Here is a 21,165-nt window from a genome sequence, read left to right on the forward strand (position 1 = left end):
CCTCCGGGCAGACGACGCGCTGCTCCAGAAGGTCCATGGGGGACCGGAGCGAGAAGCTGGTGTCCAGCCACGTGTCGACCCTGCCCCCGATGGCCCCGGCCACCACGGGGGCGCCGTCGAGCATGAGGACGACGCCGCGGCGCAGGGGCGCGAGCTCGAAGTCCCGCGACGCCGCGTCCGCGCCCTGGAGCGCGGACCACGGCACCCGGAGGCCGGAGCCCTCCCCCTCGCCCACGTCCGTGCCGCGGGTGGTCGAGAGCGAGCAGTCGGCCACCGTCACGCGCCACGAGAGGGCGGGCACGTCCAGGGGCTTGCGCAGGAGCCCGCTCACCGTGTCGAAGGTGAAGCACTGCCACATGGGCCTACCCCCTCGCGGCCACGCCCAGGTCCGTCACCAGGAGGCGCTGGCCGGGCCAGGAGTCGTTCCCGCCGTAGCAAAGGTAGAGATCCGAGGCGGGCTTGGTGGTGGACCCCCAGACGCTCATCTTNACGGTGTGGGTCCCGGCGGGCACCACGNGCTNGTCCTCGAAGTAGAAGGAGCTCGGGGAGTATGGGTTGCAGTCGAAGCGGTAGGTCCTCACCTTCGCGTTGTCCAGGTACCACTGGACGTAGCCGGACCCGGCCCAGTACAGGTCGCTGGCGCACCCGGACGCCTGGACGGACGCCGTGAGCCCGATGGAGAGCACGCGGGCCGTGGGCAGGGAGAACGTGGCGGTGGCCACGGGCTTCTCGGTGTAGCGCTTGAGGAACTCGTTCTGGGCCGTGTAGGTCTTGTCCACCAGCACCCCGAGGGACGAGCCGTAGGGGACGGCGTAGAACCGGCTCACGTTCTGGGACGTGGCCCCGGCGGTGGACGTCGCCCCGGCGGGGAGCAGCATGTGGGCCAGGACCGTGGCGTAGGTGGGGGCCGNNGGCGCCACGGGGGACGCGGACGGCGTGCCCTGGGTGACCCCCAGCTCGACGTGGTTCGTGGCGTCGCCCTGCTGCTTGGCGCGCGCGCGGATCCACACCGTGTCGATGCGCGGGTGGCCGGTGTTGTTCGCCGCCACCGCGGGGGTGCTGCCGCCGTCCCACGGCGCCCAGCAGGCCCCGTCGCCGCGGTTGGCGTTGCGGCTGCACACGGCCACCCCGGCGGCGACGTGGTAGGACTGGGCGCCGGTCCCCTTGCAGGCGAGGCCCTCTATGATGCCGTCGGACTGCCANATGGCGGACAGGCACTTGCGCAGGGCCAGGGGGCTCGTGCCGTCCGCGCCGTCGTTGGCGATGCCGAATGCCACGTTGGTTGCCATGGGCTGCCTCCTAGATGTAGGTGTCGCGGCAGGCGACCTCGATGTAGCCGCCGCCGGAGTTCATGACGCTCAGTGTCAGGGAGCCGCCCGGCGGCACCTCGGGCCACCCCCGCGCCGAGACGTATCGGGTGCGGTCCACGCCGAAGCACGCCGCCGTGCGGGAGAGGCAGTCGAAGACGACGGGGGCCTCGTTGGGCCCCTGATAGCGGAGCTGCCGCCCGGACGGGTCGGCGATGCGCAGGTCCGCCGGGTTGCCGCCGCCGAAGGTTATGACGGGGTAGGCCGTGGCCGTGCCCCCGTTGAGGACGGTGCAGACGGAGTGGGACCTCGCCACGTCGCCGAAGCCGAGGGGGAAGGCGAGGCCCCTCGGCGCGTCGGCGGACCACACGAGGCCGCCGAGGCCCTCGGGGCTGGTCGACGCGTAGCCCTGGCGGACGGCCGTGCCGTAGCGCCTCGGGTCGTCGCAGACCACGGTGAGGGTNCCGGGCATGGCNTCCTCGTAGTGGGCCGCNTCGAAGTTGAGCTNGCAGTAGCCCCGGGCCCACGTGGACGCCCCGCCGTCGTGGACGGTGACGGTCACGAGGCCGCCCGCCGTGCGGTTGAGCCTCGTGGCCCACCCCACCACCTCGTCCCTGTTCCTGCCGTAGGCGAGGATGTGGGCGGTGACCGTGCGGCTCTCGTAGAGCACCCGGTCGGACGGAGTCTGGAAGTNGCCGTCGCCGGTCTGCCTGGCGTGGCTCTCCACCTTGAGGTCCGGCGTGGAGTACCACCCCTCGATGTAGTCGTGCATGAGGGCCAAACAGGGTTCGCCGGACGGCCCGGGCCTGCCGAGGACGTGGACGGAGAACCCGTCGCCGACGATGTCCATGGTCGTGCCCATCAGCGGAACACCTCCCTGGCGGCGCTCAGCATGGAGCGGTTGATGACCTGCATGGCGCTGTCGAGGTCGCTCCCCGACCGCACCACCTTGTTGGACTGGACGATCTCGACGCGCGGGGCGAGCACGGCCCCGTCGCGCCCGCCCGCCGCGGAGGCCACGGCGGCCGACAGCCTCGCCCCCTCCCAGAGCCCGCCGTAGGACGGCGGCTCCACCACGGCGGCCCCCGCCATGGCCAGCGCCGCCCTGCGGACCTCGGGGACCCCGGCCTCGATGCCCTCGGCGAAGTTCCGCGCGAAGTGCAGGCCCCAGACGTCGTCGTCCTCCATGGGACCCTCGTCGGGGGTGGTGTGGTGGAGCACGCCAGCCACGGCCGACGCCACGGCCCGTGCCGNCGACAGGGCGGCCCCCACGCCGGCTCGGATGCCGGCGGCNAANTTGNCCGACATGCCGGAGCCCCACCCGAAGGCGCTCGACGCGTGCTGGTTCATCAGCTGCGCCTGCGCCGCCATGACCCCTGCGTTGATGGACGCGGCCCGCTTGCCGGACACGAGCCCCGACGCGAACATCGACGAGCCGTCGGAGCCGTAGCCGCCGAGCTCCGCGGGGAGCGGGGAGACAGGCCCCTCGGCCGACCCGGCGAGCTGGGACGAGCTCGCAGACACGGCGCCGGCCCCCGAGCCGAGCCCGNCGGCGAGCCTGGACCAGCCGTCGGAGCCCGTGGAGCCCATCTTGGCCGGCAGCCCCGCTACCCCCGCCATGGCGGCGGTGTCCAGTCCCGCGGCCGCGGAGCCCACCGTCGGCCCCCCGGTGGAGATGGACCCGGCGAGCGCCGCCACGGCCTCGGAACCCTTCGCCGACGACGTGAGGGTCAGGGAGTCCAGCGACTGCCCCACGAGGGGGGCCAGCTGGCCGGTGGCCGACACCACGGTGCNGGAGCCGTCGATCACGGCGCTGCCCAGGGACGTCGTGACCCTGGTGCCCACATTCCGGGCAGCGGCGTCGAGGAACGGGTGCTGGTCCTCTATCTGGGCCCCGATGGAGGCGAAGGCCGCCGCCACGGAACCGTCGTCGGCGGAGACGGCCTTGTTGAAGGCCGCCTTGGTGGTGGTGCCCTTCTCGGCGGCCGCCCCCTCGCCGGAGCCCAGCCCCTCCACCGCCTGCCGCGCCGCCTCGGCCGCGGCCTCCAGCGTGGAGCCGGACTCGATGGCGGCGACGTAGGCGTCGATGAAGGCGCGGCCCTCGGGCGTGGCGTAGTCTCCGGCCTGCTTGAGGCCGCCTACGGCCTCCAGGGCCTTGGCCCTCGCGGCGTCGGCGGGGTCCCCGGCGTTCAACGCCTCGATGTAGGCCCTTATGAACGTCGACCCGCAGGCCCCGGCCTCTCCGGGGACGCGCAGGGCGTCGGCGGCGAGCAGCGCCTTCCGACGGGCCACGTCCTCGGGCTGGCCCTCGGCGATGGCCGCCACGTAGGCGTCGATGGACGCCTGGCCGCAGACGGCGAACTCGCCTGCCTCGGAGCGTATCCGCCCCAGGGCCTTGCCGCTNACGGCCACGGCGGCGGCCTCGGCCTCGGCCGCCCCCTCGGAGAGGGCGCCGGCGTAGGCCTGCACCGCNGCGTCGCCCTCGATGCCGTACCTCCCCGTGGCCTCCCTGAAGGCCTCCAGCGTCTGGCCGGTGGCCTCCACCGCCGCGTCCACGGCCCCGCGGGCCCCGTCGGAGAGCCCGCGGCGCCACTCGTTGGCCGCGGCCTCGCCCGCAGACAGGCAGTCCACCCCGAACTCCTCGAGCTTGCCGACGATGGAGGCCGTGGTCCCGTCGTAGGCGGCCGCCACCTCGGAGAGCTGCTGGGGGGTGAGGGCCGCGAGCCTCTCGGTGTCGGCCCCGGCGTCCTCCAGCGCCCGGGATATGTCGCGGATGGACACCCCGGACGCCGTGCAGGCCGTGGCCAGGTCGCCGATGGAGTACACCGCCGCCTCGTAGCCCTCGGCGAGCCCTCCGGAGGCCTCCTGCACCGCGCGGAAGTTTTCCTCGGCGGTCTCGAGGGCGGAGTTGGTGGACCTGAGGGCGTCTCCGGTCTCGGTCAGGGCGTCGTAGTACGCCTTGCCGTCCCAGTTCCTCCAGTTCTCGAAGAACCTGTCCCAGGCCTCCCCGGTGAACCCCGTGAACTCTTTCCAGCGCTCGATCTCGTCGTTGAGGTCCTTCTGGGCCTTGGTGTAGGCCTCGATGTCCTTGGCCTTCTGCTCGTTGAGCGAGGAGACCTGGGACTCGTACTGCTCCAGCTCTATCTGCTTGAGCCGCTGGTCGATGTTGTCCTTGATGGCCTCGGTGCTGTCCTGGATGACGCCGCTCTGGTCGGCGATCTTGCCGTTGGCGGCGTCGACCACGCTGTACTGGGTGCCGCAGGCCTCGTTGACCCGGTCCACGGCGTCCTTGAGGCGCTGCTGGTCCTCGGCGCCGAGGCCGCTCCTGTTGGCGAGCTCCTCGATGGCGCCCCACGCCCCGTAGAGGTCGGTCTTCTGGCGCTGGGCGGAGAGATTGACCTCCTTTATGGAGTCGGAGAGCTTGAGGTGGTCCTGCCAGAGCTGGTCCAGTTCGCCGCGGGTCGTGGCGGAGCGGCGCCCGAGCTCCTCCACGGAGCCGGACTCATCGTCCATCTTGGCCACGGCCCCGTCCACCGCCGCGGCGAGCTCGCCCTGGGCCTGGGCCACGAGGCGGCTGTGGCGGTCGGCCTCGACGAGCTCGCCGACGACCATGGCGATGCCGGCGGCGGCCACGGCGCCGAGGGCCAGGGGACCCACGGCCTTGAAGCCGAGGCCGAGGAGCTGGAGGCCGCCGTCGGCCACGGCCTTGGCCGTGGACCCGACGCCCTTGACCGCGGCCTTGAGCGCGGCCANGCCCCCCTTGGACTCGGCGGCGGCGTTGCCCATGAGGCCGAGCTTGGCCGCGAGCTTCCCGGACTCCCGGTAGCCCTTGACGAGCTGCGGGTTCGTTGCCGTGAGGGCGCCGGTGAAGGTCTTGATGAAGCCGGTGNCGTCCGCTGCCCTGTCGGCGGCTCCGCCGATNCCGGATACCAGCTTGCCGAAGCCGCCCACGAGCGAGCCCACCCCGNCGACCACGGAGCCGANCAGCCCCGTNAGCGGGCCCACGGCGGCGGCCATGGCCGCGGTCTGGATGACGGCCCGCTGCTCCTCCGTGGACATGTCGGCGAAGCGCTGGGCGCCCTCCTCGACGGCCCTGAAGAGCGGCTCGGCGGCGTCCAGCGCGGCGAGCAGGGCGTCGGCGATGGGGGCGCCGATGTCCTCCATGACGGCCACGAGTCGGTTTCTGAGCACCTCGAACTTCGACGCGAGGCTCTCGTTGCGGTTGCCGACCTCCTCGGCCAGCGCCGTGTTCTCGGCGTAGGCCGAGGACGCCCGGGACAGGGCGTCGCTCACGAGGCCCGTGTTGCCGGCGAAGCGGCGCATGGCGTCGGAGGTGCGGATCTCGGTGATGCCGAGCTCGTCGAGGACCACTTGGGTGGCCCCCGCCTCCTCGCCGGCCCGGGCCACGCCCTCGAGGAAGACCTCGAAGGCCCGCGCCGCGTCGTCGCGCCACGCGGCGGCGAACTCGCCTGCGCTCATGCCGGCCACCTTCGCGTAGTCCGCGAGGGACTCCGAGCCCGTGGCCACCGAGGAGTTGATGCCGTTGATGACGNGGCTCACGGCCGTGCCGCCGGCCTCCGCCTCCATGCCGAGGGAGGACAGGGCCGTGGACAGGCCGAGGATGTCGGCGTCGGTCATGCCGGCCTGGTGGGCCGCCGAGGCGAGCCTGCCGGCCATGNACACGATGTCGCTCTCGGTGGTGGCGAAGTGGTTGCCAAGGTCCACGACGGCGGACGCNAGGTTGGACACGGTGCCTTGCGACGCGCCGGTGATGTTCATGAACCTCGCCANCNCNGTGGCGGCGGTCTCGGCGTCCATGTTGGTGGCGATGTCGAGGCCGGAGATGACCTGCGCGAACTCCTCGAGGTTCGCCGTGGAGATGCCGAGCTGGCCGCCGAGCTCCTCGATGTTGAGGATGGTCTCGGCGGGCACCGGCTGGACCTTGGAGAGCTCGATGGCCCCATCCTTGAGGGCGAGCAGCTCGTCCTCGGTGGCGTCCACGGTCTTGCGCACGCCGTACCACGCGGAGTCGATGCCCACGGCGGCCTTGACCGAGGCGCCGGCGGCCGCGGCCACGGGCAGGGTGACGGCGGCGGTGAGCCTCTCCCCCACCCCGCGGACCGTGGCGCCCACGGCCTTGATGCGCTCGCCCATGGCGGAGACCCTCTCGCCGGCGTCTCTGAGCGACTGGCCCCACGCGCGGATGGAGGCCTCGGCCCGGCCGAGGTCGCTCGCCGCCTCGCTGGCGGCCACGAGCTGCTCCCGGGCGCGCTTGGCGTAGGCCTCGGCCACGTCCAGCTCGCGGTTGAGCCTGTCCACGGCCTCGGGGCCGTCGGNGGACTCGAGGCCGGCCTTCAGGGCCTCCACCTTGTCCGCGGCCTGCTCGGCGGCCCGGGTGGCGCTCTTGAGGTTCTCGGCGAGCAGGGCGCCGCTCTTGGGGTCGATGGCGAGCGCCCTGCCGATGGCGCGCATCTCGCGCTCGGCCTTGCGCGACTGGCCCTGTATCTGCTGGAGGGCGGCGCGGAGCCCCGTGGTGTCGCCCTTGAACTGGATGGTCAGGCCCTTGTACTCGTCTGCCATGCGGGCCGTCACCCCCCGAATGCCGCCCTGAGGTCGTCGGCCGTCCCGAGAACCGAGCCCTGCAGGCGGTCCTCGGGCGGCACGGCCCAGGCTTGGTTGATGTGGATGTATCGCCTAGTGTCGATGGGGCTCATGCGCAAGGCCTCGGAGTAGGAGAAGCCGCAGCCCATGAGGCTGAGCACCTGGGCGTGGACCGGCCACGCCTCGGCCTCGGCGGTCCCCGGGCTAGGCCCCTTGGACCTCCGGCTCCGCGTCGGCGAGCCCAGCGTCGCGGTGTCCCGCGGGGACCCGAAAAAAGGTCCGCTCGCCGAACTCCCCGACGAAGAGGCCCTCGGCGTCCGCCGGCTCGTAGATGTTGGCGGGGGCCGACTGGAGCCTCCGGTCGAAGGCCCTCCACGTGTCCTTGGTGGACCNGGCCGCCCGGGCCATGGCCNAGATGNCGCCGGCCACGTGGGGGATGTCGCACCACGCGACGCAGGTGCCGAGGTCGGCCGCGCGCGAGATGTCGAGCCCGGCGTCCACGATGAGGTTGCCCGTGTAGGGCCTCTCCGCCTTGTCGCGGAACTCCTTGGCGTAGACGAGCATGGCGGCGTTGGACGCCTCCACCTCGTACTCCACGCCGCCCACGGTCACGGTGGCGCGGTTGGTGTCGTCCATGGTCCCGGTGTCGGCCACGGCGTCTCCTCTCTAGGGGTGGCGGGGCGCCCCCGGATGCGGGGACGCCCCTGGCGGGATCCTTACTCGGCCGCAGCGACCTGGAACGGGACCCTCGCGAAGAAGTCGGCGTAGCCTGCGTCGCCCGCCTCGCAGAAGCACGACAGGCGGCGCTTGCCGTCGGCGCATTCGTGGGGTTTCGAGGTGAACGTGGCGCTGTCCGGGTCCTCGGTGAGGCTGTCGGTGTTGGTGCCGGGGCTGTGGACCGGCACCGTGGCGGTGTTCTCGAGGACCCAGGTGCGCATGCCGCCGGCGTCGCCGGTGGTCTGGAAGCCGAAGGCGAAGCTGCGGCCGGTGTCGTCGGGGGACTCGGAGACGATGCCGGTTTCCGGGTCCTCGGTCATGCCGCACACGTTCTTGAGGAAGTCGCGGCCGATCTTGGAGAACTGGACCTCGAGGGTCTTGCCCGAGGAGCCGTTGTTTGCGGTGTACATCACGATGTCGTCGCCGTAGAGCGAGTCCGAGTCGGAGCCNNAGTTGGACACGTCGATGGACTGGGCGCCCACCATGCGGACGGGCGTGTCGTAGGTGCCGTCGTCCTTGAGGACGGCGTAGTAGGCGGCGCTGAGGCCGAAGCGGACCTTGGAGTCAGCCATTGGTGCTCCCTTTCTTCGGTTTGTGTTCTTGGTTCATCGCCCGAGGACCGCGAGGTGGTAGGCCATCTCAACGACCCCGGAGCCCACGTCGCCGAGGCGGCGTGTGTAGGTGAAGCCGGCGTCGGCGAGGGCGGACTCGAGCGACGCCTCGACGGCCAGCGAGCTCCCCCGCTCGTAGAGCTCCACGGTGTAGAGCGTCACGGGGCACAGTCCCGAGGCGTCGGCCACCACGTCCGCGGTCTCGTCGGGCACGAGCAGCACGTGGGGCAGCGGCGGGATGGACGAGGGGTCGTCCCCGTCCCAGGCGACCCTCGCGTAGGGCAGGCCGCAAGACGCCACGGCGTCGCAGAGGTCGGCGTAGGTGGGTGGCGTCCCCGTCACGGCAGCATCTCCCCCTTCGCCCGCTCGTAGGCGGGCTCGATGTGCTTGTAGCCGGGCACGCGGCCGCCCGTGGGCCTGCCGTAGACGAACTTCGCGTGGCCCATCTCGAGCAGGTGCGTGAGCCCCGGCTTCCTGGCGTTGTAGACGGTGCAGACCGTGGTTCCCGACCCGCGACGCTCGGTCTTGGACCTCCAGCCGGCGCGGTAGCCGCCGGTGAGGGCCGCGGGGCGGCCGCCGGAGCAGGTGGCCCCGGAGCGCAGGAGCCCGGCGGCCTTGCGCCCGGCCCGGGTGACGTTCCTGACCACGGCCTCCTCGTCGGCCTTCACGGTGGCCGTGGCCATCCGCAGGATGCCGGCGGTCAGGCCGTCCACGGGGACGGAGAGGTCAGCCACGGTCCTTCGCCTCCTCCGAGCACTCGAGGTCCACCCACCGGCCGTCGGACGCGGAGCCGGTGACCGTGTAGACGGTGCCGGCCCTGCGCAGCCGGGTCTCCCCCGTCCAATCGACGGCGCGGACCCGGGCCTTGAGCGCCGGGGCGGAACCGTCCCCGGACAGGGACACGGAGCGCGCGGTCACCGTGACGGNGGTCTCGGTACGGACCGCCTGGCCGAGCCGGTCGTAGGAGACCGCCGTCGACAGCAGGTCCACGGTGCCGTCGGACACAGACTCCGTCAGGTAGAGGTAGGCCGACCGGCCCTCCACGTCGTAGCGGGTGAGGTCGTAGGCTGCCCCGCCCATCTCCACCAGGGAGACGGTGGAGAGCCCGGGAGGTGCCGCCACACGGACCTTGGCCGTGTAGGCGTCGCCCTCTGACGCGGCCAGGGCCACGTCGTCGGAGCGCAGCATCATGGACCGGTAGGGCAGGCAGACCCCGCGCACGAGGCCCGCCGCGCCCGACCAGTCGAAGCCCCTCGAGAGGCGCTCGCCCGACTCCTCGCAGAGCCATAGGACGCCGTCGGTGGGGGCGAAGACCTCGGCCTTACGCCTCAGCATCGCCGCACCCCTCCCCCTCGGCCGCGGAGGTGACCACGAGGCGGCACGCCATGACGTCCCCGGCGTAGTTGGCCCAGAAGTCGTCCAGCGCGTCGCTGAACTCGTACAGGCAGGCGTTGAGGAACAGCCCCCACGCCTCCCCGTCGTCGCGGGTGAAGGTGTGGCTGGGGCCGTAGCCCAGCCGCATCCCCAGCACGGCGGACACCGTCTCGACGACGTCGTACAGGCGNTTGTCGGTCTCGTCCGACTCCCACGTGACGTTGAGCTTCCGCTTTACCGCCTCGAGGGAGTCGGTCCGGGCGTCGGCGTCCATCCGGTCCCCTAGGCGCCGGCGGAGGCGCCGCCGGCCTTGGTCTTGACGGTGATGTACGCCGGGTCGAGCTTGGAGACGTCGAGCACGACGAAGGAGGTGTCGTCGTCGGCCTTGCCGTTGGCGTACTGGACCATCTTGAAGGTGCGCTGGTCCTCTAGGAACTTGTACTCGTCGGAGTACTGGAGGCCGCGGTTGCCTCCCACGAACAGGCCNTACTCGTCCATCAGGCCGAGGACCGCCTTGCCCTCGGGCACGGCCTCGGAGCAGATGACCTTGGTGGGCACCGGGAACAGGCCGTTGACGTAGCCGCCGTTGGTGGCGAGGACGGTCGTGGCGGGCATGACCTTGGTGAGGTAGTCCACGGTGTTGCACACCATGGTCAGGCTGGACAGGGCGCCGGCGGGCTTGAGGCGGCCCCCCTCGTCCTTGACCAGCTTGGCGACCAGGGCTCCGTAGGCGGCGGGGCCGAAGTCCGTGACCTTCTCGACGGTCTTGGCCGGGTAGCCGGTGGCGGTGCTGACGGACACGCCGGCGGCGACCTTGCGCATCATGCCGATGGGCTCGCCATTGACGCCGGAGCCGTCGACGACGCCCTTCTCGAGGGCCAGCGCCATGGCCTCGGCGAGGGCCTCGCGCACGTAGGCGTCCACGAAGGTCGGGCCCAGCTCCAGCATGTCGATGGNGAGCACGGCGAAGCAGGACAGCTTGCCCTGGCCGAGGTCAACGACCTCGAAGGCCCCCGTGATCTCCTTGGTGACGGCGGAGTCCAGCTCGCCCCACGAGGCCATCTGCTCGGGGTGCTTGGCCTTGACCCACTTGGTGATGGTCTGGGTGTTCACCATCTTCACGGCGGCGAGGAGCGGGTGCTCGGTGCGGATCTTGCCAAGCACGTCCTCGATGACGGTGGTGGGCAGGGCCGCGTCGTCGGAGTCGGCCATGGTGATGAAGGCCTGGCGGGGGTTGGGCGACTTCATGGCGTCGATGAAGCGCTCGTAGTAGCGGGTCTCCTCGGCGGTGAGCTGGCGGAAGCCGCGCGCGGCGAGGGCGGCGGAGTCGCCGGCGGCCTGGCGGTACTTGGTGGCAAGCTCCTCGGCGATGTCGTTGCGGTAGTCCTCGANGGTGGCGGCGAGGGCCTGCTCCACCTGCTCGGCGTCGTCGGTGCCGAAGGCGGCGGCGAGGGTCTTCACCGACTCCTTGGCGTGGTTCTCGAGCTGAATCATGTTGGTGCTCCTTAATCTCTGGTGAGGGCTGCGGCGAGTCGCCGGTAGCCGGTCACGGGCCGCCCGTCGGCGGCCTCGTCCACTTGGGGGGCGGGGGGCTCGGAGGGTTCCGGTTCCACCCCCACCTCGCGCTCTGCCAGCTCCTCGCGGACCGCCGCGCGGACGGCGCCCACAAGGGCGTCCATGTCCACTCGCTGCCCGGGGGCCTTGTCGGCGGGACCGGCCAGCATCCGCACCATGCGGTCGCGCACGTGCTGTGAGGGGCGGTCCTCGTCGGGGTCGGCCGCCACCTCGGTGGCGAAGCCGTACTCGACGGCCTGCTCCGCGCCCAACCACGTCTCCTCGCGCATGAGCCGGTCCAGCTCCTCGGCGGAGATGGCCACACGGCCCATGTAGGCAGCGCGGCTCGCCTGGCCGATGACGTCCAGGTCCTCGGCGGCNTTCCTCAGCTCCTCGGCGTTGCCGGTGGCCTTCATCCACGGGTCGTGGACCATCACCAGCGACGCCGGTCCCATGACGCGGCGCTCGCCGGCCATGAGGACCACGGAGGCGATGGAGCACGCGAAGCCGTCCACGTAGGTGTTGACGGTGCGCCCGCAGTTGCGGAGGGCCGTGTAGATCGCCACGCCCTCGCTCACGTCGCCGCCGTAGGAGTTGATGTGGACGTTCACCTCTCCCACCTCGGCGGGCAACTGGTTGAGGGCGTCCACCAGCTCCAAAGAGTCGGTGCCGCAGTCCACGCCGGTGAAGGCGTTCCACACGTGGGCTCCCTCGTAGATGTCGCCGTAGATGTAGAGGTCTGCGGCTCCGTCCTTCTCGGAGCGGACGAGCTGCATTGGCTTGTTGGTCATTTCGTTTCACCTCCACCCGCGTCCTCGTGGTTCTTGGTGCGCTGGTATTCGTCGGCCCAGGGCTCGTCGATGGGGTCCTGGCCCGTGAAACCACGGATCTCGTTGGGGGAGTTGATGGAGGAGCCGACCAGCTTCTCGACCTTGTCCGCGACCTCGAAGAGGTCCACGTGGCGCACATGGTGGGTGTCCACCTCGACCCGGTCCCCCCGGCGCCAGCGCAGGCGGCTGCACTGCTTGCGCGTTATCTCGTCGGAGAGGAGCCGGGCCACGGGGTCCACGGCGAAGGTGAGGAAGCTGGTGAGGTCGGCGTCGAAGCCGGCGGTCTTGCCCTCGAGCATCCCGGCGGGGATGCGGAAGGTGCTCGCCACGAGGGCGAACATATCGGCCCGGACGCTGGCCACGTCCTTGGCGCTCGTGCCGGACAGGCGCCCGGAGTCGTTCGACGCCCGCTCGAGGGACTGGCCCTTGAACAGGGGCATCACGCCGGTGTTGTGCTTGACGAACGGCATGAGCTGGGACTGGACCTGGTCCCTCACCGCCTTGGCCTGCTGGTCGCTGCCGGTGAGGGGCGCCTCGCTGTGCATGATCCACCTGCGGGCGTTGCGGTCCTCCACGGCGGTGCCGAGCGCGTCGGCCAGCCGGTCGTAGCGCGACGATGACGCCTCCATGAGCTGGGACCACCCGCCGCCGACGCCGCGGATGTCGAAGTGGTAGACCTCGTCGGCGCTCATGGGGTACGGGACCATCTCGGTGGACCCCTCGATGGAGATGCCCGAGTAGACCGTGGCCGCCCCGGGGACGGGCTTCGCGCACCACCCGTCGGCGACGTAGAGCCGGTGGACGCCGCCGCTCCGGACGGGGACCACGAGGGCCTCGCCCCGGGAGACCAAGAGGTCGTCCAGCAGCTCGGCCACGAACTCCGGGCGGCTCTGGTTGGGGTTGGGGGTGACGTTCCAGAGCCAGCCGGTGTCGGTACCCTCGGCGCGCATGCCGTCGCGGTAGACCACCACGGGGCACCGCTGGATGGCCGCGGTGACGTAGCCGCACATGACGCGGCGGGCCACCTCCATCCAGCGGAACGACTGCAGATCCTCGGGGGCCGCGGCCCCGGAGTCCACCGCGGGGCCGGTCACGCCGGGGGACAGGACGCGGCCGAGGAAGTCGGCCACGGTGGTGCGGAAGCCCATGGGGCCCTCCTTTGTCCGTGCGGTGGGGGTCAGAAGAAGACGGGGGCCATGAGGTCCACGGGGGGCGCCCCCTCGATGCGCCCCTCCACGCACATGGCGTGGACGAGGGCCATGAACGGGTCGGTCTTGCGGGAGTGCGGCTCCACCTTCCCGTAGGTGAGGTTGTTGTTCTGGGCGGGGACGAGAGTGGCGTTGTTGGTCGCCCACCGCATGAGGGGGTTGTCGCCCCACGCGATCCGGTGGTTGGCGAAGGCCGACTCTATGACCGGCTGCACCCTCATCACGTCGCTCGGGCGCGTCTCCCACACCTGCTTCTCGTCGCGGGTGCCGGAGGGGTCCATGCCGATGGACTCGAGGGCCCTGCGCATGAGGGTGAAGCGGTAGCTGTCGATGGCCACGCAACGGAGGTCGGCCCCGAGGCCGTCCGCCGTCTCCCGTATCCACGCGGCCACCTCGTCGGGCGACACCTCCACGCCGGTCTCTATGGACAGAAGTCCCCTCGCCGCCCACTCCTCCAGGGGCGCCTTGACGTTGCCGGCGTCGGCGGAGCGGGTGCACCACCACGCGTGGGGCACCACGAGGCGCTCGTCGCCGTCCTTGAAGAGGAGGCACGCGCCCACCATGTCGGTGGTCTTGGCGTAGTCGATGCCGGCCACGCACTGCATGCCCCGCAGGCGCGCGGGGTCCACCNGGCGGCTCGCGGCCATGAGACGCTCCCTCGTGGTGACGGCGAGGTCGCGCCGCTCCTCGGGGAGGTTGAAGCGTTTGGTGGGCACCTCGGGGTGGCGGGCCGGGTTGCCCCTCCACTCGGCCACCTCGCGGCGGTACTCGGCCATGAGGCTGGGCGACGTGCGCAGACGCGGGTTGGCCTTGACCCAGAGGGCCTCATCCGCGGCGTCGGCGATGTCGTCCAGCTTGCATATGAACGGCAGCAGGCCGTTGTCCGACTCGCCGTCGCGCAGTATCGCCTGGGCGCGGGCCTTGAGGTCGTCCAGCGGTCCCTCGCGCACGAACCCGTCGGTGGTGGTCATGAGNCGCCGGGGCTCCGGCTTCTTGCCNAGGCCGCCGGTGAAGACCCCCATGGAGTCGGAGTTCTCGTAGGCGTGGACCTCGTCGAANAAGACGGCCCCGGAGCGCATNCCGTCCTTTGAGTTGGAGTTGCCGCTCCAGTACTTGAACCGAGACCCCGTGGACCTGCAGTAGAGCTCCACGCGGTTCCACTCGAATCCCTGGGACCAGAGGTCGGGGTCGGACTCGAAGAGGCGCCAGAGGTCGTCGTAGCCGATCTTGGCCTGCGGCTCCGTGGTGGCGCAGATGTCCACGTCGTAGTTCGGTATGCCGTTGGCCGGCGAGAGCAGGCAGAAGGCGCAGTACCCTGCGAAGCCGGTCTTGCCCCACCCGCGGGCGACGTAGGCGAGCAGGTCGCTCCACCGCGGCATGCCGTCCTCGGAGTAGGTGCAGAGCCAGAGGGCGACGAGGAACCTCTCCTCGGGGGCGAGGTCGAACGGGAAGTAGCGCTCGTAGCCCATGTAGGCGGCGAGCCTCCCCCGGTCCACCCACAGCCGCTCGGACGCGAACACGGAGCGGACGTGGGCGCAGAGCAGCCGCTGCTNCTCGCAGGCCGGCACCTCGCCGGACTCCACGAGGCGGAGCCACCCGGAGATCTCCGGCACGTCGATGCGCCTGTGGGTGGAGTAGCGGCGCCTGGCCGCCACCTCACAGCTCCAGCTGCGGCGCCTTGGGCTTGGGCTGCGGCGCCTTGCGGCGCCCCACCGGGTCCATGCCCAGCTGCTCCCTGGCGAGCATGTCCAGCGCCTTGGCGTTCCCGTCCACCGCCTGCTCGTAGAGCGTGGAGCGCAGGTTGGCCTTGCCCACGGCCGAGAACTTCGCCTTGGCGTGGGCGAAGTCGAGCCCGAAGGCCCGCTCGCACAGGCGGTCGAGGGCGGACTCCGGCACGTCCATGACGGCGGCCACCGCCTCGGGCCCGTTGAACGCCTTGAGGAGGCGCTCGACCTCGTCCACCTGCTTCTCGTCCCAGGGCTCCGGCTTGAGCGACACGGTCACCACCATTCCTCGGTCAGCGGGGTATTCCTCACCGCCCCGCCGAACGCCCTGCCGTGCACGGCGTCGTGGGCGGCGTGGGACAGGGGGATGAGGTTTCGGACGACGCGGCCCTCCTCGTCCAGTGCCCACGGGTGCAGGGCGTAGCCGGGCCAGCGAGACACCCTGAGGACGTGGTGGACCGTGTCGGCCCTCACGAACCTCGCGGGCGATGCGGCCAGCTCCACGAGGGACTCGCCGTGCATGGATGCGAGCACCTCGGCGCGGAGCCNGCGCCAGGCGGGCGACCGGTAGAAGTCTCGGTAGCACCCCGTGCGCCTCCCCATCTCCCTGAGCCGGGAGGCGAGGTCCCTGTCGTAGGGGGGCACCCTGTCGGGCGGGTCGGGATAGAAGGCCGCCGCCAGCTGCGCGTCGATGTCCACGGCTACCACACTAGGCGCCCGGGCCTGCCAAAAGGTGCCGGCGGCTGCCGGAGAGTGCCGGGGGTTGCCGAGAAGTGCCGAAAGGTGCCGGCGGCTGCCATCCGGGCCGCACGGGTCCCGCCGAGGGGCCCACCGGGGGGGGTGACCGCCCGAACGACGGCGGTCCGGGTGCGTCCCGGGCACGTTCCGCACGCGTTACCGGCCGTTCCACGGCGAAAAGAAAACAAAAAAAGGCCGTTCGGGACGGAATCTGGGGGCTGGGCCGCCGGTCGCCCGTTCTGGAGAAAAATTTTATGGTTACCCGGGGGGGTGTCGGTTCCGTTCCTTATGTCCACCCGCATGAAAAAAGCCGCCCCCCGTCACCGGGGAGCGGCGTCTCGCCGTCGGTCTCGGCCCATCATCCCGCAGGCGACGCCTTTCGACGCTCGAGGTCCGCGCGGATGAGGTCCTTGATATATCCGGCGCGGCTCGGCTGGGACCTCACCAGCTCNAGGATGTCCGCATCGTCGGGATAGAACCCGACGGTCACGTTCGTCACGTTGGCGCGCTTGTACTTGGCGTCCGCCCGCTTCTGGGCGTCGGTCGCGGCCATTAGGCCCGGCCCCCGCCGCGGNGNAAGAAGCNNAAGAACGCCCACGCCGCCCCGAACACGACGACGCTGCGGATTATGAATGCGGCCATCGCCCTCCTCCTTTCGTCTCCGTTGCCTGACATGCTAGATTGGAGGCGAGGCTCGGGGCCGGTCTCCCGGCCCCTCGCCCCTCAGGCTCGTCCTAGTCGCGCCTTCTCAGCCGCCACGCCAAGAGCACGAGCAGGACGTCCCAGAGCATCTGCCTCCAATTCATCGGTCACCTCCAATCCGGGTCCGGTGGGTTGGGGGCATCTCCTTGCACCTCCCTCCTCTCTGCCCCACACCAAATACTATATAGGAATTGCCTATATAATGCAAGTTAGAAGGCGANATTTCTTTGTCAGATTCCCAGCGGCAGCGGCTCCGTGGCGCACCCGTTGCCGTCCAGCACCCGGCCCGGCCCGAGGGCGTCCATGAGGTCCATGGCGGCCCCCTCCATCTGGCGGCACGTGGACGGGGACAGGGACAGGGAGCGGGCCACCTCCGACCACGGCAGGGCGTCCACGTTGTGCAGGCGCACCACGCTGGCCTCCGTGGCCCCGAGGAGCTCGGCCACCCCGCCGCCGGCGTCGCCCCAAAGGAGCCGGTCCGCCGTCCCCAGCAGGGACCGCGCCGACTCCATGGCCGGGGCACACGCGGCCTCGTAGTCCATGCGGTCGTCGGTGGCGCGGGTGGCGTCTCGGGGCCCCGATGGGCCGCGTGTGCCGGACAGGGGCGCACCGCGGACGCCCTCCCGGGCCCGCATCCTGCCCACGGCCCTCTCCATGCGGGCGAGGTCCTGGGACGCCGCCCTCACCGTCGACCACCACGCCCGGGCGTCCGCCGCGNCGAGGAAGCCGTCGCTCACGCAACCACCGCCTTTCGTCTCGTGTGAACATCGTAGCCGTCANCGGCGCCGCGTCACCGCCCACAGCAGGACGGCCACGNCGGCGAGGTAGGCCGTCACGANGGCCGCGTCGCACCGGGTCACGACAGCACCCGGCGCACCTGGTCCACGGCGCGTCGCTCGTCGGCGTCCGTGGCGCGGGATACCGAGTTGCCGCAGGAGCGGCACACGGCCCGGGCCTCGTAGAGCAGGCCGGCCGACGCCGACTCGCGCACCACCGTGTAGACGGCGTAGCGTCCGCCCCCGCAGAGGCGGCAGCGGCGCCCCTCGAACTCGCCCACCATCAGTCCACCTCCCGCACCGAGTCGGCAAAGCGCTCCAGCCTGCCCACCGCCTCGTCCAGTGCCATGGNCCCGGGAGCCGCCTTNAGCCCGCGCNCGGCGGCGNACCTCACCGCCAGCGCCAGCGTGGACGGGTAGCACTCCAGGGCGCGCCACCGAGGCTCGTCCAGCGGGTCGCCGGTCTTCGGGTCCGTGTCCACCCGCTCGTAGAGCTGCCAGCACCGGAACCCCTTGAGCGGCCGGGCCTGCCAGCCGTCCCCCAGCTCTATCACCGCCATCAGTCCACCTCCCCGACCATCGCCGCCACCTTGGCCCTCTGGGCCGCCACGTGGGCCGTGTAGGCCCGCTCGCACTCGGTCAGGCACTCCACTGCCTTGCGCAGGTCCCGTGCCCTCTCGGAGGGCGTGGCGCCCTTGTACGGCCATCGCCAGACGTACTTGGCCGCGCACCCCCACCAGTAGGCCACCATGGGCGGCACGTCGGCGTCGGCCATCATCGCCGCCATCGCGTCCTTGGCCTCCATGCCCCCGTGGCAGTAGTGGGACGGGTGCGTCACGTCGTCGTAGGCGTCGTCGGCGCGCTCCGCTCCGCGCAGCTCTAGGGTCCGGTACGTGACGCTCATCGGTCATCGCCTCCGTCCTCCATCGCCGCGACCCGCTCGCCGAGGTCGGCCAGGCGGGCCCGCAGGGCGTCCAGCCGGTCCAGCGTCTCGCCGATGACGGAGCGGGCCACGCCCGCGTCCATCCCGTCGCCCCTGCGGGTGCATCGGGCCGCCCCGTCCATCAGGTGGATGCCGGCGGCGCACATATCCGACGCGATGTCGCGCATCTCGGCGCGGGCCTCATTGGCAGCCATCATCGCTTCCCCCCCCCTCCATCCCGTCGGCCAGGGACCACAGGCGCGCGGCCACGAACCACCGGGTGCTCAGCGCCATGTCGTAGAGCCTGNCCTGCCCTATCCGGCCGCCGCGGCGCGCCTCACGGCGCACCTCGCCGAGCTCCAGCCAGAGCCCGTAGACGAATTCCTCCACGTCGCCGNCGGCGTCTGCCAGCTCCTCGTCACTCATCGCTTCCCCCCTCCCTGACCATGACCACGGTGGCGCCGGTGGGGCGCCCGTCACGGTCTCTGTCCCACGTCTCGTGGGCCGTGCGGTACCCGCACCTGCCGACGACGTACATCCACCGGTCCAGCTCCTCCCCGGAGTCGTACTCGGCCACGCACCACCCACGCTCGTCGTCGTGCTCGTCGCACTCGTCGAGGACGACCAGCGCGTAGGGCCTCAGTCGGTCACCCATCGTCTCGCTCCTCTCTCGGCATCCCGTCCCACCGGTCGCGGGCCTCATCCAGCGTCCACGCCAGGGGCCCGCGCACCCCGCATCCGTGGCAGGCCATCTGCCCGCGGGCCGGGTAGCGGCCCTGTTGGCGGACGAAGGACGGCTTGGCGGCGCCACAGGCGGGGCAGGGCTTGATGCTCACTCCCATCTGACGTCCTCCCCGTCCGTTATCGCCTTATGTATGAGGACGTTGATGTCGAGCATGTCTATCCGGGCGTCGGTCAGCCGACGCGTCAGATAATCGCCCGCGTAGTCCTTGGCGCGCCTGCCGCACCTGGCCTCGACGTCCAAGAGCTTCTCGTGCGCCCGAAACGCAGCGTCCCGCGCGTGGTCGCAGGCCATGGACGCGGCCAGCAGGGCGGCGCGGTCCTCGGCGGTGAGGTCAGTCATCGGCGCCCCCTCTCACCAGCTCCACCGTCACACGCAGGCGGTCTCCGCCCCGGACGGTGCCCTCGGGCACGATGACCGCGGGCACCTGTATGAAACCACCCAAGCCGTAGTCGAGGTACACACTCGGGTCGTCGACGACGGCGATGCAATTGGACCAGTTCAGAGGCACCGCCTCCATCCCGGGAACGCCGAAGTCCACGATGCCGTCGACGGGCAGCTCCTCGTCCACCAGGGCGGTGCGCTCACTCATGGCCTGTCGCCACCCTCGCCCCGCAGTGGGGGCAGTAGTTGAACGACGGCCTGTACGGGGGCTCGGTCTCGAACCAGCCCTCGTCGCCGTACATCATCACCATGCCGCAGTTGGAGCAGACGAAGTACCCACAGTCCTCGTCGGTGTCGTCGGTCTCGTGCTCCACGTCGTCCTCGTCCCAGCGGGTGGCGTACTCTTCGGGGTCGAAGGTGCAGGTGAGCCCGGTGTCGCTCATGCGGATTCGCTCACTCATCGTCCGTCACCCCCGAGAGGGCNTNGGCGCGGGCAACGATGTCGNCGGCCTCCGCACTTTTGCAGCCATCCGTGTCATACCGCTGGTAGGGGTACTCGCCGTCGACCTTAGACGGGCAGTCGCTGCACTCGATGTCCCGGCACGACCAGTAGTCTTGAAACTCCTTCAGCGCGTCCTCCGCCAGCCGCTCCCAGCTTTCGGGGCGCCGGTGGGTGAGGTCCTCGTCGCGAATCTCGTAGACGTTGCCGGTCTCGCTGAAGGTCCGTACGTTGAACCTCTTGCCGCGCAGGAGGCGATTGACGGTATGTGCGGAGCCGTCGTCTCTGTACACCGTGTCGCCCACCTCGATGAGCACCCCGTCGCGGTCGAGCACTGGCTCAGGCTCGGGCTCGGTGCGGGTGAGGCCGTCGAGGGAGACCGCCCCGGCGGGGTAGGCGATGCCGTCGATACCGGCGGCCCTTATCTCCTCGCCGTCCCCCGCGACCAGGACGGTACCGTCCCGGTCGAAGCCCACGCGGTCGACCCTGATTCTCCGGACCGTCTCGGCGTCCCACAGCACGTCCCCGGGCACCACCGGCTCGCCGTCCACCACGGGCCACTCGATGCCGGGTGGGAGCGTCTGCCGGCTCGTGGTAAGGTCCAGAGCCTCGGCGATGACGCGGCGGGCGGGGGTGCTCACGCCGTACCGCACGCCGTCGATGATGAGGTGCCAGTTCCGGTTGTCGCGGGTGACGTGCGCCGTCCCCACGCCGCCGTCGGGGTCCCTGCACAGGCACGGCACGCCTTCCGGGGCGTCGCCGACGCGCCTCACGCGCTCGCCGGGGGAGAGGTGCAGGTGGTCGCAGTCGCCGATGACCGTCGTGGTCGTGGCATACACCTCGACGCTCTCGACCGTCATCGGGTCGAAGGTCCCCTGCACAGTGTCCCCGATGCGGACGGGCGAGCCGTCCTCGTAGAGCGGCCNGTAGCCGCCGATGGTTCCTTGGTTCATTTCTCCTCCTTCTCGGCCCGGGTCTCCACGTTCAAAGCCGTCATCCACCCGAGCTTCCGCCTCGCCGTCTTGACGCCGACCGGCGGCGGGGTCATGTCCGGCGGCGGGGCTCCCTGTGACCAGATCTCGTCCGAGAGCGCGTACCTCGCCCGTCCGTCCATGTGGAGCCTCACCGGCCCCACGTCCACGGCGCACACCCCGGCGAAGCCGTCCGGCTCCGACGGGTGCCATGCCACGCGCCCGCCGCCGTGGCCCACGCCCCAGAGCTCGGCCGGGACCACGACGAGCCCGGCGTCCCCGATGCCGTCGAGCACGAGGTCGGCCATCGCCTCCACGTCGGCCGCGCCCCACGGCCGCTCCGCGTCACCCATCGCCGCCCCTCCTTCCGTCCCGCCGCCACCGGTCCACGGTGGAGCGCCCGACGCCGAGGTAGGCGGCGGCGCGCCTGCCGTGGCGCTCCCGGATGCGCCTGACCGCCTTGGCCGTGCGCCCCGGCAGCATCGCCGCGAGCTCCGCCGCGGTCA

The 21,165-nt window shown here is 71.3% G+C and carries 21 protein-coding genes; all 21 read right to left on the minus strand.

Translation table 11 applies throughout. The annotated features are described in order from the left end of the window. The coding region (locus JX283_RS04200) for a hypothetical protein (protein ID WP_204829480.1) at positions 1-358 on the minus strand (358 nt) is incomplete at its 3' end. A gap of 1,810 nt (positions 359-2,168) precedes the next feature. Continuing rightward, the gene (locus JX283_RS04205) at positions 2,169-6,887 is read right to left on the minus strand and encodes a phage tail tape measure protein (RefSeq protein ID WP_204829481.1); all 4,719 of its coding nucleotides are present in this window, start codon (positions 6,885-6,887) and stop codon (positions 2,169-2,171) included. An 8-nt stretch (positions 6,888-6,895) separates the two neighbouring features. Beyond that, positions 6,896-7,069 (minus strand): hypothetical protein, encoded by a 174-nt coding sequence (locus JX283_RS04210; RefSeq protein ID WP_204406073.1) that lies wholly within the window; start codon positions 7,067-7,069, stop codon positions 6,896-6,898. A gap of 555 nt (positions 7,070-7,624) precedes the next feature. Further along, positions 7,625-8,197: a major tail protein gene (locus JX283_RS04215; protein WP_204829482.1), complete on the minus strand. Its 573-nt coding sequence runs from the start codon at positions 8,195-8,197 to the stop codon at positions 7,625-7,627. A gap of 33 nt (positions 8,198-8,230) precedes the next feature. Next, positions 8,231-8,578: a hypothetical protein gene (locus JX283_RS04220; protein ID WP_135977513.1), complete on the minus strand. Its 348-nt coding sequence runs from the start codon at positions 8,576-8,578 to the stop codon at positions 8,231-8,233. After that, the gene (locus JX283_RS04225; RefSeq protein ID WP_135977514.1) at positions 8,575-8,970 is read right to left on the minus strand and encodes a hypothetical protein; all 396 of its coding nucleotides are present in this window, start codon (positions 8,968-8,970) and stop codon (positions 8,575-8,577) included. Before JX283_RS04225 ends, JX283_RS04220 begins: the two co-directional genes overlap by 4 nt. A 922-nt stretch (positions 8,971-9,892) precedes the next feature. Further along, a complete protein-coding gene (locus JX283_RS04230) occupies positions 9,893-11,104 on the minus strand; it encodes a phage major capsid protein (RefSeq protein ID WP_204829483.1) in 1,212 nt (403 codons plus the stop codon). 11 nt (positions 11,105-11,115) lie between these two features. Next, positions 11,116-11,955, minus strand: coding sequence for a head maturation protease, ClpP-related (locus tag JX283_RS04235; RefSeq protein WP_204829484.1), 840 nt, complete (start codon positions 11,953-11,955; stop codon positions 11,116-11,118). Next, positions 11,952-13,142, minus strand: coding sequence for a phage portal protein (locus tag JX283_RS04240; protein ID WP_204829485.1), 1,191 nt, complete (start codon positions 13,140-13,142; stop codon positions 11,952-11,954). The genes JX283_RS04235 and JX283_RS04240 overlap by 4 nt, the downstream gene beginning before the upstream one ends. Positions 13,143-13,171: 29 nt before the next feature. Further along, the gene (locus tag JX283_RS04245; RefSeq protein ID WP_204829486.1) at positions 13,172-14,857 is read right to left on the minus strand and encodes a terminase TerL endonuclease subunit; all 1,686 of its coding nucleotides are present in this window, start codon (positions 14,855-14,857) and stop codon (positions 13,172-13,174) included. Position 14,858: 1 nt separating this feature from the next. Then, positions 14,859-15,206 (minus strand): hypothetical protein, encoded by a 348-nt coding sequence (locus JX283_RS04250; RefSeq protein ID WP_135977521.1) that lies wholly within the window; start codon positions 15,204-15,206, stop codon positions 14,859-14,861. A gap of 816 nt (positions 15,207-16,022) precedes the next feature. After that, positions 16,023-16,217 (minus strand): hypothetical protein, encoded by a 195-nt coding sequence (locus JX283_RS04255; RefSeq protein WP_204406082.1) that lies wholly within the window; start codon positions 16,215-16,217, stop codon positions 16,023-16,025. Positions 16,218-17,222: 1,005 nt separating this feature from the next. Then, positions 17,223-17,426, minus strand: a complete 204-nt coding sequence (locus tag JX283_RS04260) for a hypothetical protein (protein ID WP_204406084.1) — start codon at positions 17,424-17,426, stop codon at positions 17,223-17,225. Between the two features lie 274 nt (positions 17,427-17,700). Continuing rightward, a complete protein-coding gene (locus JX283_RS04265) occupies positions 17,701-18,045 on the minus strand; it encodes a DUF3310 domain-containing protein (protein WP_204829487.1) in 345 nt (114 codons plus the stop codon). Further along, positions 18,042-18,278 carry a hypothetical protein gene (locus JX283_RS04270; protein ID WP_204829488.1) on the minus strand — a complete coding sequence of 79 codons (237 nt, stop codon included), beginning with the start codon at positions 18,276-18,278 and terminating at the stop codon, positions 18,042-18,044. The genes JX283_RS04265 and JX283_RS04270 overlap by 4 nt, the downstream gene beginning before the upstream one ends. A gap of 203 nt (positions 18,279-18,481) precedes the next feature. Further along, the gene (locus JX283_RS04275; protein ID WP_204406089.1) at positions 18,482-18,718 is read right to left on the minus strand and encodes a hypothetical protein; all 237 of its coding nucleotides are present in this window, start codon (positions 18,716-18,718) and stop codon (positions 18,482-18,484) included. After that, on the minus strand, positions 18,711-18,905 hold the full coding sequence (locus JX283_RS04280; RefSeq protein WP_204829489.1) for a hypothetical protein: 195 nt from the start codon (positions 18,903-18,905) through the stop codon (positions 18,711-18,713). Before JX283_RS04280 ends, JX283_RS04275 begins: the two co-directional genes overlap by 8 nt. Further along, on the minus strand, positions 18,896-19,147 hold the full coding sequence (locus JX283_RS04285; RefSeq protein WP_204406090.1) for a hypothetical protein: 252 nt from the start codon (positions 19,145-19,147) through the stop codon (positions 18,896-18,898). The genes JX283_RS04280 and JX283_RS04285 overlap by 10 nt, the downstream gene beginning before the upstream one ends. Then, the gene (locus JX283_RS04290) at positions 19,140-19,397 is read right to left on the minus strand and encodes a hypothetical protein (RefSeq protein ID WP_135977531.1); all 258 of its coding nucleotides are present in this window, start codon (positions 19,395-19,397) and stop codon (positions 19,140-19,142) included. Before JX283_RS04290 ends, JX283_RS04285 begins: the two co-directional genes overlap by 8 nt. Further along, the gene (locus JX283_RS04295) at positions 19,390-19,650 is read right to left on the minus strand and encodes a hypothetical protein (protein ID WP_204406091.1); all 261 of its coding nucleotides are present in this window, start codon (positions 19,648-19,650) and stop codon (positions 19,390-19,392) included. The genes JX283_RS04290 and JX283_RS04295 overlap by 8 nt, the downstream gene beginning before the upstream one ends. 987 nt (positions 19,651-20,637) lie before the next feature. Beyond that, the gene (locus JX283_RS04300) at positions 20,638-21,012 is read right to left on the minus strand and encodes a hypothetical protein (RefSeq protein WP_204406092.1); all 375 of its coding nucleotides are present in this window, start codon (positions 21,010-21,012) and stop codon (positions 20,638-20,640) included. Positions 21,013-21,165: the final 153 nt, after the last annotated feature.

It is taken from the genome of Olsenella sp. CU969, assembly GCF_905219715.1.
GTDB lineage: Bacteria > Actinomycetota > Coriobacteriia > Coriobacteriales > Atopobiaceae > Granulimonas > Granulimonas faecalis.